This is a genomic window from Micromonospora sp. NBC_00389 (genome assembly GCF_036059255.1).
Taxonomy (GTDB): domain Bacteria; phylum Actinomycetota; class Actinomycetes; order Mycobacteriales; family Micromonosporaceae; genus Micromonospora.
On record NZ_CP107947.1, the window covers coordinates 4,865,808 to 4,880,800 of the forward strand.

At 70.6% G+C, this 14,993-nt stretch carries 11 protein-coding genes and 2 pseudogenes; 11 read left to right on the top strand and 2 right to left on the bottom strand.

Annotation, left to right across the window (positions count from 1 at the left end; translation table 11 throughout):
- Window positions 1-291 precede the first annotated feature (291 nt).
- Window positions 292-1,875 carry a serine/threonine-protein kinase gene (locus OG470_RS23115; protein WP_328415367.1) on the top strand — a complete coding sequence of 528 codons (1,584 nt, stop codon included), beginning with the start codon at window positions 292-294 and terminating at the stop codon, window positions 1,873-1,875.
- Between the two features lie 824 nt (window positions 1,876-2,699).
- On the opposite strand, the pseudogene OG470_RS23120 reads toward OG470_RS23115, so the two are convergent.
- A pseudogene (locus OG470_RS23120) lies at window positions 2,700-2,846 on the bottom strand (ATP-grasp domain-containing protein); the annotation flags it as partial.
- Window positions 2,847-2,926: 80 nt separating this feature from the next.
- On the opposite strand from OG470_RS23120, the gene OG470_RS23125 reads away from it, so the two are divergent.
- Complete coding sequence (locus OG470_RS23125) at window positions 2,927-4,282, top strand: MFS transporter (protein WP_328415369.1); 1,356 nt, start codon at window positions 2,927-2,929, stop codon at window positions 4,280-4,282.
- 263 nt (window positions 4,283-4,545) lie between these two features.
- Window positions 4,546-7,734 (top strand): glycoside hydrolase family 97 catalytic domain-containing protein, encoded by a 3,189-nt coding sequence (locus OG470_RS23130; RefSeq protein WP_328415370.1) that lies wholly within the window; start codon window positions 4,546-4,548, stop codon window positions 7,732-7,734.
- A gap of 160 nt (window positions 7,735-7,894) precedes the next feature.
- Here the strand turns inward: OG470_RS23130 and OG470_RS23135 are convergent.
- Window positions 7,895-8,194, bottom strand: a pseudogene (locus tag OG470_RS23135) (IS6 family transposase); the annotation flags it as partial.
- A gap of 128 nt (window positions 8,195-8,322) precedes the next feature.
- On the opposite strand from OG470_RS23135, the gene OG470_RS23140 reads away from it, so the two are divergent.
- From OG470_RS23140 to OG470_RS23175, 8 genes are all read left to right on the top strand, one after another.
- Window positions 8,323-9,009, top strand: coding sequence for a M56 family metallopeptidase (locus OG470_RS23140; protein ID WP_328415372.1), 687 nt, complete (start codon window positions 8,323-8,325; stop codon window positions 9,007-9,009).
- A gap of 105 nt (window positions 9,010-9,114) precedes the next feature.
- On the top strand, window positions 9,115-9,945 hold the full coding sequence (locus OG470_RS23145; protein ID WP_328415374.1) for an ABC transporter permease: 831 nt from the start codon (window positions 9,115-9,117) through the stop codon (window positions 9,943-9,945).
- Between the two features lie 116 nt (window positions 9,946-10,061).
- The gene (locus OG470_RS23150; RefSeq protein ID WP_328415375.1) at window positions 10,062-10,739 is read left to right on the top strand and encodes a response regulator transcription factor; all 678 of its coding nucleotides are present in this window, start codon (window positions 10,062-10,064) and stop codon (window positions 10,737-10,739) included.
- Window positions 10,740-10,817: 78 nt separating this feature from the next.
- Window positions 10,818-11,372, top strand: a complete 555-nt coding sequence (locus tag OG470_RS23155; protein ID WP_328415377.1) for an RNA polymerase sigma factor — start codon at window positions 10,818-10,820, stop codon at window positions 11,370-11,372.
- On the top strand, window positions 11,369-12,106 hold the full coding sequence (locus OG470_RS23160) for a hypothetical protein (RefSeq protein WP_328415379.1): 738 nt from the start codon (window positions 11,369-11,371) through the stop codon (window positions 12,104-12,106). The genes OG470_RS23155 and OG470_RS23160 overlap by 4 nt, the downstream gene beginning before the upstream one ends.
- On the top strand, window positions 12,103-12,849 hold the full coding sequence (locus OG470_RS23165) for an ABC transporter ATP-binding protein (protein WP_328415381.1): 747 nt from the start codon (window positions 12,103-12,105) through the stop codon (window positions 12,847-12,849). The genes OG470_RS23160 and OG470_RS23165 overlap by 4 nt, the downstream gene beginning before the upstream one ends.
- Window positions 12,850-12,911: 62 nt before the next feature.
- Window positions 12,912-14,303: a hypothetical protein gene (locus OG470_RS23170; protein ID WP_328415382.1), complete on the top strand. Its 1,392-nt coding sequence runs from the start codon at window positions 12,912-12,914 to the stop codon at window positions 14,301-14,303.
- Window positions 14,300-14,977 (top strand): hypothetical protein, encoded by a 678-nt coding sequence (locus tag OG470_RS23175; RefSeq protein WP_328415384.1) that lies wholly within the window; start codon window positions 14,300-14,302, stop codon window positions 14,975-14,977. The genes OG470_RS23170 and OG470_RS23175 overlap by 4 nt, the downstream gene beginning before the upstream one ends.
- Window positions 14,978-14,993: the final 16 nt, after the last annotated feature.

A 14,993-nucleotide genomic window follows, 5' to 3' on the forward strand; every position in this document is an offset into this window, starting at 1 on the left:
GCCACTGCTCCAGGTCCATGTCCACGCCTTCCTGATACCCAGAGCGCGACCCCGGCACGCCCGGGCTGTGCAGCCGTGGCCCACAGTCAAGCGTGGCAGGAGTGTCATGTCCGGGGAGGTGTGCAAACGTGTGTCCCGGGACGTGTGTCATGGGGTGGGGGTGAGGCGGACGTAGCGGGTGTCGTTGGTGGTGGCATGGCCGATGGGTGGCCGTCCGCGGTGTAGACGGTGATGTGGTGGTGGTCGCGGATGGCGGTGAGGTGGTGTCCGCGCCAGGCGCAGCCGATGCCGATGCGGGCGGCTCCTTTCAGCACCGCCGCCGTACCCCAGCGCTGTCTCCTCGGCGCGCTCAGCCCGGCGGCGGCAGGGCGGTTGATGGCTGGTGCCGCCGGGCGGGCACACTGGACGGCCATGTCGCCGTTCACGCCCACCCTCCGGTTGCACGATCGGTACGTCCTGCGCGAGCGCATCGGCCTCGGCGGGATGTCCGAGGTGTGGCGCGCCGACGACGAGGTGCTCGGCCGGCCCGTCGCCGTGAAGGCGCTCGCCGGTGAGTTCGCCGTCGACCCGCAGCTGCGGGCCACCATCCAGCGCGAGGCCCGCGCCGCCGCCCGGCTGACCCACCCGCACGTCACCCAGGTGTACGACTACGGCGAGGCGACCCTGGCCGGCGGCACGGTGGTGCCGTACCTGGTGATGGAGCTGGTCGACGGGCGCAACCTCGCCGATCGGCTCACCGGCGGCCCGCTCGCCTGGCCGGAGGCGGTCCGGATGGCCGGCCAGGTCGCCGCGGCGCTCGCCGCCGCACACCGGATCGGGGTGGTGCACCGCGACATCAAGCCGGGCAACGTCATGCTCACCGACACCGGCGCCAAGGTGCTCGACTTCGGCATCGCCGCGCTCGCCGGCCCGCACCACCCGCTCGCCGGACAGACAGGCGAACTGCTGATGGGCACCCCGGCCTACTTCGCCCCGGAGCGGCTGGCCGCCGGCCCGCCCAACCCGGCCAGCGACGTCTACGCCCTCGGTGCCGTGCTCTACCGCTCCCTGGCCGGCCGGGCCCCGCTGCCCGTGCAGACCTGGGAGGACGCGATGGAGGTGCACGCCGGGCGCACCCCGGTACCGCCGCTGCGCATCCCCGGCCTGCCCACCGACATCGCCGAGCTCAGCCTCGCCTGCCTGGCGGCCGACCCGGCCCGCCGGCCTACGGCGGCACAGCTCGCCACCCGGTTCGGCGCCGGCCAGCCGGCCGACCCGCCCACCGCGGTCCTGCCCACCCTGCCGGCCAGCCGGGCGGCCGTCGCGCCCGCGCACCCGCGCACGCTGATCGACCGGTCGCTGCCCACGGCGCGACCGGTGCGCGCCGCATCGCCGGCAGGCCAGTCGCGCCGGTCGAATCGGCTGCTCGCGGTGCTCGTCGCGGCCGGCCTCGCCCTCGCCGTCGGGGTGGTTGGAATGCTTACCCTCGGCGGCGAACCGGACAATCCGCCCGCCGTGCCACCGGTCGCCGTCACACCCGTCGAGCAGCCGGCGTCGGATGCACCGGGTGATTCGTCCGATCCGGGTAGCCCTCCGCCAACGACCGGCGGGCCCACCCCGGTCACCCTGCGGCAGCTGGCCGCCCAGCTGACGGCGGTGATCGACAACGCGGAGAGCCGGAGCGAGATCGACCCAAAGACGGCCGAGGAGCTGCGGGACAAGCTCGCCGACCTGGACCGGGGCAAGCCCAAGGACCGCGCCAAACGGATTCGGGAACTGAGCGAGCGGGTCGCCGACGCGGCCGACGGGGGCCGGATCAGCGCCGACACCGCCACCCGCTTTCAGGACCTGCTCGCCGGGTACTCGCAGGCGCGGGACGAGGAAGACGACGACTGACAGCTCAGGCGCAGACTGATGCGGTCGGTTGTCCGAGGCAGGCGAGGGCTGCTAACCGACCGGCGTTCCGTTGAGGTGTCGTCGCGCCGTCCGGTCGGTGACGCCAGCTCGCCGGGCGATGTCTCCGCCACGGTGGCGGTGGGGTCGGCGGCGCGCGCGGCGAGCACGCGGGCGGCATTGGACGGGTCGAAATCGCCCGGGATCTGGCTCGCCTCACCGTGGACCATGGCGTTACTCGGGTGGCGCCCAACTCCGGTTTGGCCTTCGGCACCGGCGGCGGCCACGTCCGGCTGAATCTGGCCACCGCACCGGAGCTGATCACCGAGGCGGTACGCCGGATGGCCACCGCAGTCGCCTGAGAAGCCACTTCGGCCGCTGCCGACCGCCATGGCCCCGGAAGAACCCTTGCCCAGGGTGGATCAGCGCAGCGCGGCTCCGAGCGGTGGCACGTCGGCGGGGGTGAGGTCTAGGCGGGGGCGTAGGTAGCGGACGCGGTGGCGCCACCGGAGCCGGAGCTGCTGCCAGAGTTGGTCGAGATCGACGGGCTGCCCGACGATCTGCGCGAGACCCTCGCGGAGCGGCTTCTCCAGCGGCGGTAGCTCGTGATCGAGTGGCCGCGGTGAAATCTATCCGGTGCCGCCAGATGGCGACGGGCACCAGTGGCGACAGTTTCGGTCGATGACGGTTGCGCTTGAACGGCGTGTGTACGCTCCACTGGCTCCTGGACAGCCCTTGTCCGCGAAGGCCATCACAGCAGCGATGCCGTGGGCCGGGGCGCCCCAACAATCGGTTGATGCGGCTATCTGGGCGTGGGTTGCAGTTCGTCACGGACGATGATCATGGATTTGAGGTCGAGGTCGCCCCAGAGTTGTACGCCAGACGCCGTCGTCGCGTTGGGCGAGGTCGACGGTGACGAACGGCAGGCCGAGAGCGGCGACCAGCGGCGTGGTCGCGGTGAGGTCGAGGGCAGCGGGTGGGCCTCCTTGCCTACGGGAGGATCGTGAGCGTTTGCCCTTGACTTAAACCCGGGTCGATGTTTGAGGGTGCGCCCATGATCGTGTCTCACCGCCTAGTGCCCGAGGGCTACCGCACCGTCCTGGGCGACCCTAACTTCCGGCGGCTGTCGATTGCTGCGCTCATCTCCTTCCTCGGCGACGGCCTGGCGGCGGTGGCGCTGGCGTGGGTGGCGCTCACGCTCTCACCGCCTGGCAGGGAAGGGCTCGTCATAGGGGCGGCCATCGCGGCGTACACCCTTCCCGCCGCGGCCGGCGCGGTTCTACTCGCGCCGTGGCTCAGTCGCATCGACGCCCGGAGGCTGGTGAGCTTGAACGCGACCCTGCGCGCTGTGGCCTTGGGTGCGGTCACGGCTCTCCACCTCGTGGGCAAGCTAAATGTGGCCAGCTACGTCACGCTCCTGGCTATCTCGTCCGTCCTGGCCGCCTGGGGAACTGCGGGCACCTACACCCTGGTCAGCCGGATGTTCACCGCTGAGCGACGCCTGCCCGCCAACTCGCTGCTGAGCACCGCCCAACAGGTGAGCGTCATCATCGGCCCCGCCCTGGCGGGCGTCCTCGTGGCGAATGTCGACGCCGCCGTTGTGCTTGGCCTCGACGCGCTCACATTCGCCTTCCTCGGAGTTCAGGTGCTCCGCGTGGACACTCCACCAGCGGAAGCGGCACGCCGACGGCCTCGGCTGTCCGCCGGCTTCCGGCTCCTCGGCAGGCGTCCGCACCTCGCCGGATTGCTCGGCGTTACTGCGGTCTTCTTTTTCCTCTACGGCCCTGTCGAGGTGGCGCTTCCGCTCTACATCACTGGCGAACTGCGCGGCTCGGCGGGTCTGCTGGGCACGTTTTGGACGGTGTTCGGGGTCGGCGCCGTCCTCGGCGGCCTGCTCGGCGGGGCTCTGCGCGTCACCCGGCAGTGGCCGTTGGTCGTCGCCGTCGTGGCCGGCTGGGGCGCCGTGCTGGTCCCGTTCGGCTTCCTCGATTCGGCGGCGCCCGCCCTGTTGCTGTTCGCGTTCGGGGGCTTCGTCTATGGACCGTTCCTCGCCTTCAGCCTCGCCTTGTTCCAGAACGCGACCGACCCTGACGATCTGCCCGCGGTCTTGGCCGCGCGGGGCGCTATCACGACGGCCATGACGCCCATCGGCGCTGCGGTGGGCGGCCCGCTCGTCGTAACGGTGGGTGCTGGTGGCGCGCTGCTCGCCTCTGGCGCCGCCACGGTGGCCCTCGCGGGCATCACGGCTCTCGTTCTGCTCGCTGTCCGCCGCGCCCGTGGCGCACTGCAGATAATGCAACGGCACCCCGAGAGGAATGTCGACGACGACCAACGCGACGGCGGCGACCACGATGGCGGTGGTCGCCAGTCGACACCTGAAATCCGGCGTCCCGGCACGCCCTTGAATTGATTGGTGACGTGGATAACGTGGCGCGTCTCGACTGCTTGCTGCATAAAATGCACTAATTCTGAGGAATTTCGACTATTGACCATGGTCCCGCGCCGTCCCTAGGGTCTCTCCAGTGTTTCGGTCGGTTACGACCGCTTGAGGCGAGGATGGGACAGACGATGAACAGTGGCGGTCGAAGACTGGCCCTGAGGATGGGGCTGTCAGCAACGACCGCCCTCGTGATCTCAGCCGCCCTGGCCATGGCACCGGCCCGAGCAGAGCCGGTGCCGGTAGCAGCGGACGCCGCGCTGACCGCGAACGACGGGCAGATCGTGCGGTCTCCGGACGGATCACTGGGCGTCGCCGTCAGCGACGACAACGGGCGGCTCGCCTACAGCGTGACCAACCGCGGCAAGGTGGTCGTTGGCTCCTCCGGCCTCGGTCTCGACCTCGCCGGACGGCCCAGCCTGACCGAGGCGATGAGCATCGTCTCCGTCCAGCGCCGCATCATCGACGAGACGTGGAAGCCGCTCTGGGGCACGGACAGCAACGTCCGCAACCACGCTCGTGAGCTCACCGTCCACGCCGTGCAGGCGGGCACCGGGTTCCGTCTGGACGTGGTCGTTCGTGTCTTCGACGACGGCGTCGGCATCCGTTACCACATCCCCGCCCAGCCCGGGCTGGACCAATACACGGTGACCGCCGAGCGTACCGAGTTCACCCTGGACCCGACCTCGCGGAGCTGGTCCATCGCCGCCGGCAAGGACTGGAACGCCGACGAACAGCACTACCGCGACCAACCCCTGTCGGCGGTGTCAACGGCACAGACGCCCATCACGCTGGCGACCGGGAAGACCTACCTGGTGGTGCACGAGGCCGACCTCACCGACTACCCGAGCATGACGCTCAGGGCGGCGGCGGGTCAGCCGGGCCGGTACTTCAGCGATCTGATCAGCCTGCCGGACGGCACGAAGGCGAAGCTGCGCGGCGCCTTCTCCACCCCGTGGCGCACCCTGACCATCGGGGAACGACCCGGCGACCTGGCCGAGTCCCACCTGATCGAGAACCTCAACGACCCGTGCGCGGTCTGCACCGACGACACGTCGTGGATCAAGCCCGCCACCTACGTCGGCGTGTGGTGGGAGCTGCAGCGCCGCCAGACCACCTGGACGTACGGGCCGAAACACGGTGCCACCACCGCTCGCCTGAAGCAGTACATCGATCTGGCGAAGCAGGCGGGTTCCAAGTTCGTGCTGGCCGAGGGTTGGAACACGAACGCCGGTGGCAACTGGGCGAACCAGGACTTCCTCACTCCGCAGCCCGACTTCGACCTGCCCGCGGTGCTGGAGTACGCCAAGCAGAACGGCGTCGAGTACATCGCGCACAACGAGACCCGAGGCGACGTCGACTACTACGACAAGCACCTTGAGGAGATCTTCTCCCGGTACGAGGAACTCGGCATCCACGCGATCAAGACCGGCTACGCCACCAAGTTCCTGCTGGGCGGGGTGAACCGCAGCCACTTCGACCAGGAGGCTGTCCGTCACTACCAGCGGGTGATCAACGCCGCTGCCCGGCACCGCATCACGATCAACGCCCACGAGTCGATCAAGCCGACCGGCCTGGCCCGCACCTACCCCAACATGATGAGCGGCGAGGGCGTCGCGGGGATGGAGCAGCAGAACTACAAGGGCGCGAACGGCAACCCGCCGGCGCAGGCCACGATCCTTCCGTTCACCCGGTTCATGGGCGGCCCTGCCGACTACACCCCCGGCGTGCTGAACGTGACCTGGGACCCGGCCAAGCTCGGCACCCGCGTCCAGACCACCTCGACCGCCCAACTGGCACTGTCCACGATCTTCTACAGCCCCCTGCAGATGCTCGCGGACACTCCCGAGAACTACGCCGCACATCCCGGCTTCGCGTACCTGAAGGACCTACCCACCACCTGGGACGAGAGCCGGGTGCTCGACAGCGCCATCGGCGACTACACGACGACGGCCCGACGTCACGGCGACACCTGGTATGTCGGTGCGATCACCGACGAGAACGACCGAACCCTCACGATGCCGCTGTCGTTCCTGTCCCGTGGCTCGTACGTGGCGGAGGTCTACGCCGACGCCGCCGAGACGACCTGGCGCGGGAACCCGCTGCCCATCGAGGTCCGCAAGGTTCTCGTCCGCCCGTCGACGGAACTCAGCATGTCCCTGGTCGCCGGGGGCGGCCAGGCGGTCCGGATCCGGCCCGCCACCGACGAGGATCTGCGTGACCTCGACTGGTACGCCGCGCCCCGCGCAAAGTTCGGCGCCGCCGAGGCGACGTTGGACGCGGCCACGCAGCACCTGACCGTGACCGCGCCGCTCACCAATGCCGGTAGCACCGTGGCGGCCCTTCCCGCCCAGTTGTTCGTCGACGGTCGTGCCGCCGGCGAGACGCGGACCGTGCGCGTCGCCGGAGCCGGGAGCACCACCGTCGAGCTGACCCTGCCGGCGACCCAGGTTCCCGACCAGGACTTCAAGGTTGCCGTCGGCGCACCGGCCGGCGATCACGGCAAGCAGGTCCGGGTGCCGCAGACCCGGTCCATGCAGCGGCTCCTCCAACAGCTGCACAGGTCCGGCGAGGTGACGCAGTCGGCGCTCACCACGCTGCAGCAGCGGGTGGCTCAGGCCGAGTCCGAGCTGAGCAGCGGTGACGTGACCGGACGACTGCGTGCTCTGCAGAACCTTCGCCTGGATCTCTACCGTCAGCCGGTGGCGGAGGTGACCACCACGGCACGCACCGCGATCGACGATCTGCTCACCGTACGACTCGGGCCGCCTCGCGGGATGCTCTCGATCGCCAGGAACGTGCGGCTGGCCGCGGACCTTCAGACCATCGACCCCGCCCTGTCCAGGCGACTCCTCGCTGAGATCGCCACCGCGACCCGGTCCGCGTCGGCGAACGACACCACCGCGATGCAGGACGCTCTCAACCGGTTCGGTGCCCTCGTCACGGCGGCTCCGGCGGGACAGATCAACCCTGAGGTCGCGGCTGACCTGCTCGCTTCCATCGCCGCGCTCACCGCCGGGCCGAGCACCCTCCAGGCGGAGACCGCGCAACTGCTCGGTGAGGCATGCCTGCGGACCAACCACGCCGGATACACCGGCACTGGCTTCGTGGCCTGCCTCAAGACCCAGAACAGCGGCGTACGGTTCAACGCGCCGGTCGCGGGAGACGGCGACTACTCGGTTCGACTTCGGTACGGCAATGCGATGGGTGCCACCCAGACCATGACCCTCCGCAGCGGGGCGGCGTCGGTGCAGATCCAGATGCCGACGCTCCCAACCTGGCCGACCTGGTCCGAGCAGACCGTCAAGCTCCCGATTGCCCGGGGCGACTCCGTCGACCTCGTGTTCGGCCCCACCGACAACGGCAACGTCAACATCGACGCGATCACCCTCGAGCCAGACCTGGGCGTCGTCACGCGATCGTGAGGTAGCAGACAGGAGGGCCGGCCCGTCGGGCCGGCCCTCCTGTCGTTTCGGCACGGGACGCGGCGGCCGTCACGGCCACGCCAGATCTACGGAGTACGCGTCAGCGGACCACGCCGATGCCGCTGAACGACCTCGTCAGGTGGGGCGTGGGCCGCAGGGGCCCGTACTGGTCGACGGCCCGGTACACGTACCGCCAAACCCCGCTGACCTTGACGTACGTCTCATCAACGAATCACCTGTCGCCTGGCGAGTGCCGGCAGAAGCGGGCGGCGTCGGCCAACAGCGGCGTGAACCGCTGCACCCAGCGGTGGACCGTGACGTGATCGACCTCCACGCCGTGCTCGACCAGCAACTCCTCAACGTCGCGATAGGACAGGTTGAACCGCGGATACCAGCGGACCGCGACCACGATCGCCTCGGGCGGGAACCGGAACCCGGCGAACGCCGACTTCGGAGGCAGCCACGGGTCAGGCCGGGTCGATGACTTCAGTGCTCAAGCCTGCCTCGATCTTGCCAACGCAACAGCGCCCGCAAGCCCGCCTGCAACCCGCTACCGGCCGGCCGCCTGGCAGGCAGACAGTTCTCGCGGTGTCGGGTCTGCAGCAGCGGCCAGCTCTGGACGTTCTCGTCGACAACGCGGCGCTACTGGTGATCGTTGCGGTGTCGGTCACCCGACGGTGGCGCCGAGACCGCCGCGCGTTGCACCTCGGCCAGGTCGCCGTCGCCGGCACCGACCCGCTCGTGATGCTGCCCGACGCCAGTGCCCAGGCGTTCGCGGTTCCGGGCCGGCCCGGCCGCGTTGTCGTGACCACCGGCATGCGCCGGCTACTCACCGACCGCCAGTTCGACGCGCTACTCGCTCACGAACACGCGCACCTGACCTCGGGTCATCACCGGCTGGTCCGGTCGGCCGAACTCGCCGCCGCGATGCACCCGGCCCTCTGGTGGGTTGCACGTCACGTCGACTATCTCGTCGAACGAGCCGCCGACGAGCAGGCCGCCGTGGAGGTGGGCAGCCGTCATACCGTCGCGCACGCGATCGGCGTGGCCGCACTGGCTTCGCGAAGTGAAATGGATGTCCCGCAAGGCCCATACACCGCATCGCTGGGCGGAGTCGTTCCGCGCCGGGTGGCCCAGCTGCTGCGACCGCACGCCACCCTCCGCTCACCCGCGCTGCACGTGCTGCCGGTGGCGTTGGCGCTGGCGTCGCTGGTCTGGTCCGGCGAGGCGGTCTACGACCTCGTCGAGCTGATCGGCGCGGCCCGGCCAGGCTGATTAGCAGCCGGCTGGTAGCCCGATTTCCGGGGCAAAGTTCGTCAGCTATTGCCCGGCTGTTCGACGCTCCCGCCGGACAGGGGGTGATCATTCGACAGCGCCGGCATGTCTGTCACAACCGTCGGGACCGGCAGCGCCTACGCCCCTGGCCGGGCGTGGCGGGCAACTGATGGCATGTCCTCGACGATGCTCGTGGTCGGCCCGAAGCTCGGTGTTGCGCTGGTCGTCCTGACCCTCGTGGCTGCGGCCGTCGTGACCCTCGGAAAACTGGGCCACGGTCGGCAGGTCATGGTCGCCGCCGTGCGTGCCGCGATCCAGCTGGGTGGCGTGTCGCTGCTGATCGCGGGCATCGTGGTGTCGCTGTGGGCCACGGCCGCGTTTGTGGTCCTGATGTGGGCGGTGGCGGCTGGCACCTCCGGTCGGCGTGTCACGGGCGGTGCCGGAGGCTGGTGGGCCGGTGTGCCGATCGTCGTGGGCAGCATGGCCGTGGTGGTGGGGCTGCTGTTGGCGGGCCTGGTGCCGATGCGCGGCATCGCGATCATCCCGGTTGCGGGAATCCTGATCGGCGGGGCGATGACCGCGACGTCGCTGGCGCGCCGCCGCGCACTCGACGAGTTGACCAGCCGGCGCGGTGAGGTGGAGGCCGGCCTGGCCCTGGGCCTGCTGCCCCGCGACGCCGTGCTGCTGGTGTGCCGTCCGGCGGCCGGGCAGGCGTTGGTCCCGGCGCTCGACCAGACCCGGACGGTGGGCCTGGTGACCCTGCCCGGCGCGTCGCTGGGCGACTACCTGTCCCAGGCACCCAACGACGGCGGCCTCGGGCTGGGCACGGTCTTCACCAGCGCCCTGTTCCTCGCGACGATCCTGGGACTGGTCGCGTACCTGAACGTCACGAAGCGGGACGTGTCGGACCAGGACACCGGGGCCCCGCTCCGGTGACGGCACCTCACCATCGGGGTAGCAGGCCTGCCCCCGCCCCTTTGCACGCGATGATCGGAGGTGACGCGGACCCGGCCGGGCCCGCCGGGGACTACGGGCGGGAAGGAACGAACGGCGTGCGCGTGCTGGTCGTCGAGGACGAGACCGCCCTGGCGGAGGTGATCCGCACCGGCCTGACCGACGAGGGATTCGCTGTCGATGTGCAGCACAACGGGACCGATGGGCTGTGGGCGGCCACCGAGAACCCGTACGACGTGGTGGTGCTCGACATCATGCTGCCCGGTCTCAACGGCTATGAGGTGTGCCGCCAGCTGCGCTCGCGGGATGTGTGGACGCCGGTGCTGATGTTGACCGCCAAGGACGGCGAGTACGACCAGGCCGACGCGTTCGATCTCGGCGCCGACGACTACCTGATCAAGCCGTTCTCGTTCGTGGTGCTGGTGGCCCGCCTGCGGGCCCTGATCCGCCGCGGCGCTCCCGCCCGACCGGTGATCCTGACCGCCGGCGACCTGGCAGTGGACCCGGCCCGGCGGCAGGTGACCCGCGCCGGGCAACCGATCCGGGTGACCGCCCGGGAGTTCGCGCTGCTGGAGTTCCTCATGCGCCACTGCGGCGACGTGGTGTCCAAGCGGCAGATCATCGAGAACGTCTGGGACGCCAACTTCGACGGCGATCCCAACATCGTAGAGGTGTACGTCGGCTACTTGCGCCGCAAGATTGACCAGCCGTTCGGCCGGCGGGCCATCCAGACGGAACGGGGCATGGGCTACCGGCTGGCCGCCGACGGCGGGTGACAGCGTCGGGGGGCCAAGTTCACAAAATGCGTGTGTGATCAGTGAACCGATCCGCTCTGGAACGCAACAGTAGTGGCGATGGACAACGAGGATTTGATCGCTGCCGTGGCTGGCGGTGACGAGAGCGCGCTGCGGGAACTGTTCTCGCGGCACGCCCCGTGGCTGGCTGTTCGGCTGCGCACGGTGCTGCCGCCCCCCGACGTGGAGGACGTCCTGCAGGAGACCTTTCTGGCCGCCTGGCGAGGCGCCGCGGCGTACCGACGTGAGGGTGCCGGCGGCTGGCTGTGGGGGATAGCCCGCCGCCAGGCCGCGCTGTGGCTGCGCCGACGAGGGCAACCAGAACTGCTGCTCTCCGCCCTGGCCGAATCCGTTGACCAGCACGGCGCAGACCCGGCTGACGCGGCGCTGTCCAGGGCCGAGCTTGCCGACGCCGTGAAGGTGCTGGGGCCGGAGGGCAGCCTGCAGCGCGAGACCTGGCGGTTGATGTACGTCGAGGACAAGTCCGTGGCTGAGGTGGCTGAGTTGATGGGTGTTCCCGCGGGGACGGTGAAGAGCCGCGCGTACCAGATCCGCCGGCTGATGCGCGCTGCCCTGCGGCGCCACGAGCCGGCCCGCGATGGAGGTGGGCGGTGACCAGCGGTGATGCGACGCGCCAGGCCCAAGAGCCCCAGGAGCGCGGCCCCGGGCCAGAAGACGTCGATCTTGGTCGGGTCTGGATCGGGGTGGCCGCCCAGGTGTGGCGTCGCCATCCCGGGGCGGTGGAGCGGCTGGCGGGCCACCTGCTCCGCTCGCCGGGCCTGGCCCGGGCGTTAGTGACGACGCCGTCGCTGCTGCTCGGGTGGGTCAGCGCTACTGCGGTGGTGCTGCTCGCCGGACTGCTCGCCACGCTGAGCACCGGAACGCCGTACGTGGCCCTCCTCGCGCCCGCGGTCGCCGCCGTGGGCATCGCGTTCGCCTACGGCCCGGGGATCGACCCCACGTGGGAGCTGTCGTGCAGCATGGCGGTCAGCGATCGCATGGTGCTGCTGGTCCGGGCAATGGCGGTGTTCGGTGTGAACGCGGCGCTCGGGCTGGCCGCCTCGGGCGCCTCGGGATCCGCCACTGCGGTCACGCTCGGCTGGCTGGTCCCGATGACCGCGGTGTGCGCGCTGGCCCTGGCCGCCGCGACCGTCGCCCGGTCGGCGAACGTGGGCGTGGCCGCGGGCCTGCTCGGCTGGACGATCACCGTTCTGTCCGGGCAGGTGGCCGCCGGTCGCCTCACCGCCGCGGTCACCGAATCCGCCCTCTGGCCTGCCTACCTGGCGTTCGCCGCCTGCTGCGCGGCGATCGTCCTCTACGCGACCCGGACACCGAGAGGAACGTCATGAACGTCGAGATCAGCGATCTCACCCGACGCTTCGGCCGCACCGAGGCCGTCGCCGGGGTGACGATGCAGACCGGCCCCGGAGTGTTCGGTTTGTTGGGACCGAACGGGGCGGGAAAGACATCGCTGTTGCGGATGATGGCCACGGTGATCCCACCGTCCTCGGGTCGGTTACGGCTGCTCGGCCGAGATCCCGACCAGTACGGGCAGCGCCGGCAGATCCGGCGCCGGCTCGGCTACGTGCCGCAGACCCTCGGCTACTACCCGCGGTTCACCGTCGTGGAGTTCGTCGAGTATTTCGCACTGCTCAAAGAGATGCCGCCAGCGCGAGTGCATCACGCTGTAGCGGCCGCGATTGAGCGTGTGGGCCTGGGCGACAAGGCGACCGCGAAGCTACGCACGCTCTCCGGCGGAATGCTGCGCCGGGTGGGAATCGCGCAGGCCATCGTCAACGATCCCGAACTACTCCTGCTGGACGAGCCGACCGCCGGGTTGGATCCCGAGCAGCGGGTGGCGTTCCGTGCTCTGCTGCGCGACCTGGGGCAGCGGGCCACCGTCATGGTCAGCACGCACCTCGTCGAGGATGTCGGTGCCGCCTGCAGCGAGGTCGCCCTGATGGACCGGGGAAAGATCGTTTTCCAGGGGACGCCGGAGGAGTTGACCGCGCGCGCCGAGGGAACCGCCGCGGCCGGCGATGCTCCCCTGGAGCGCGGATACAGCGCGGTGCTAGCGCAGGCACGCGCGTGACCGCCGCATCAGTAATGCCTGCGCCGGGCGAAACAGCTCGTCGTACGCGCCTGGCGCTCACGGTGACGGGAGGGCTGCTGCGGCTGGAGACGCGCCGCAGCGTGATGCTGTGGATGCTGCCGCTGGTCGCCATGCTGTTCTGGTTCATCACCTACCGCCCGAGCATGGCGTCCCCGCCGTTGTGGAACGTCCGGGCCATGGCCATGCAGACGACCACCCTGGCGGTTTTCGCGCCGACGGTGGTTGGCGCCGCCGCCTGGCTGGGTTGGCGGGAGCGTCGTCATCGCATGGCCGACCTGGTGATCGGTACGGCCCGGCCGCGATGGGCTCGCCAGCTCGCGACCTGGGCCGCGACCACCTGGTGGGCGATCGTCGCCTACCTGGGATGCGTGGGTGTCCTGTACGGGGTGACCGCGTGGCAGGGTGCCTGGGGCGGGCCGTTGTGGTGGCCGGCCGTGGTGGGCGCCGTGAGCATGCCAGCGTTCTCCGCGCTCGGGTTCGTAGCCGGGGTGCTTCGCCCCAGCCGGTTCACCGCCCCGCTGGTCGCGATCGGCGTGTTCCTCGCGCTGCAGATCAGCCTGCAATTCATTCACGGCGACCACTCGTACTGGCAGATCTCGCCGTTGGTCGCCGGCCCCTGGGAGATCGGGCCCGACCCGGGTGTGGCGACCTTCTACCGCTACCTGCCCGACCTTCCCATCGCCCAGGTGCTGTTCCTCGCCGGCCTGACCGCGGCACTGCTGGGCGCCCTCGGCCTGCCGGCCGGCGCTGGCGGGCGGTGGCTACGCCGGTGCGCGGCGGCCATCACCGCGGCCGGGCTGGTGGCAGCCGGAACCGCGGTTATGCTGGCCGGCACCGGCCGGCTCGACGCCCACGGCATGATCGCCATTCCGCTGCTGCACAATGCGGGCAACGACCGTCCGGTGCGCTACACGCCGGTCTGCAGCCACACCCCGATCCCGGTCTGCCTGCACCCCGCCTACACCGGCTACCTGCCCGCCGTGACGGAAGCCCTCGAACCGATACTTACCGAGGTGGTGGGCCTGCCCGGCGCACCCGTGCGGATCCGCCAATCCGCCGCGATATATGAACAGGGGCCCGACAATCGCGTCAGCATCAGTCGGGCTGGCCCTCCTACGAGCGGCACGCCGCCGGTGTTTCACCTGCTCCTGCCCCACCAGCTGACCACCGACGAATTTGCTGTCGAGCTACGCGCGGCCGCCGGGCACAGCATCGTGAACAGCGTCGTGGGCGGCGGCCGCGACGCGAATCCGGCGCAGCAGGCGGTCACGGAGGCCATCCTGGGCACGTCCAGCGTGGCGCCGCCCGGTAGCCCGACCGCCGCTGCGGCGCAGCGGTTAGCCGCGCTGCCGACTACTGCCCGGCGCGCCTGGCTCCTGGAGCACGTGGCGGCGCTGCGAGCGGGCCAGCTCACCCTGGCGCAGCTGCCGTGACCGGGGACGAAACGCGTAATCTCTTGTCGGCGGTGGCGCCGGGCGGTGCGGGGCGGGCGAGGCTGCGGTTGGCTCGCCTGTACCTGGTCAACCGCCGCGTCCCGGCGGCCCTGGCAGCGGTGGCGGCCTGCGCTGTCGGCCTGAGGGTCGCGCTGCGGTGGCAGTGGGAGGCATACGGGGCGCTCCAGCTGCCGCTGATCTTCGAGACCGGTTGCGCCGTGGCCATCGCTGTCACCGCCACCAGTCTCCTCGGCGAGCCGGAACGCGTCACCGGACGGTGGCTACCGTTCCTCCGGTTGGCCACCGCGGTGGCACTGACCGTCGCCGCTGTCGGTGCGCTGGCCGCCGCCGGAGCCGGTGGCCACGTGGCCGGCGGCGCCCTGGAGGTGCTGCGCAACGTCGCCGGGCTGACGGGCATTGGCCTGTTGTGCGCTGCCCTGTTCGGCGGCGCGCAGGCATGGGCCGGCCCTACCGCCTACCTGATGGTCGCCCTCTACGCGCTGTACACGCAGTGGCACGGGCCGGCGGTGACCACGCCGTGGATCTGGCCGGCCCGACCGCCGCATGACCTCGGCGCCGCACTCTGCGCCGGCTTAGTTTTCGTCGCCGGCGTGGCGCTGGTCGCGGTGCGCGGAGCCCGTGACGCCGATCCCGAAATCCCGCGCAGCGAATGATCGCGACAGACGGCGG

Bases quoted from the DNA above. Each gene is read 5' to 3' on its own strand.
- OG470_RS23145 (WP_328415374.1), top strand. From the start codon at position 9,115: ATGTCTGTCACAACCGTCGGGACCGGCAGCGCCTACGCCCCTGGCCGG.
- OG470_RS23115 (WP_328415367.1), top strand. From the start codon at position 292: ATGCGGGCGGCTCCTTTCAGCACCGCCGCCGTACCCCAGCGCTGTCTC.
- OG470_RS23155 (WP_328415377.1), top strand. From the start codon at position 10,818: ATGGACAACGAGGATTTGATCGCTGCCGTGGCTGGCGGTGACGAGAGC.
- OG470_RS23125 (WP_328415369.1), top strand. From the start codon at position 2,927: ATGATCGTGTCTCACCGCCTAGTGCCCGAGGGCTACCGCACCGTCCTG.
- OG470_RS23165 (WP_328415381.1), top strand. From the start codon at position 12,103: ATGAACGTCGAGATCAGCGATCTCACCCGACGCTTCGGCCGCACCGAG.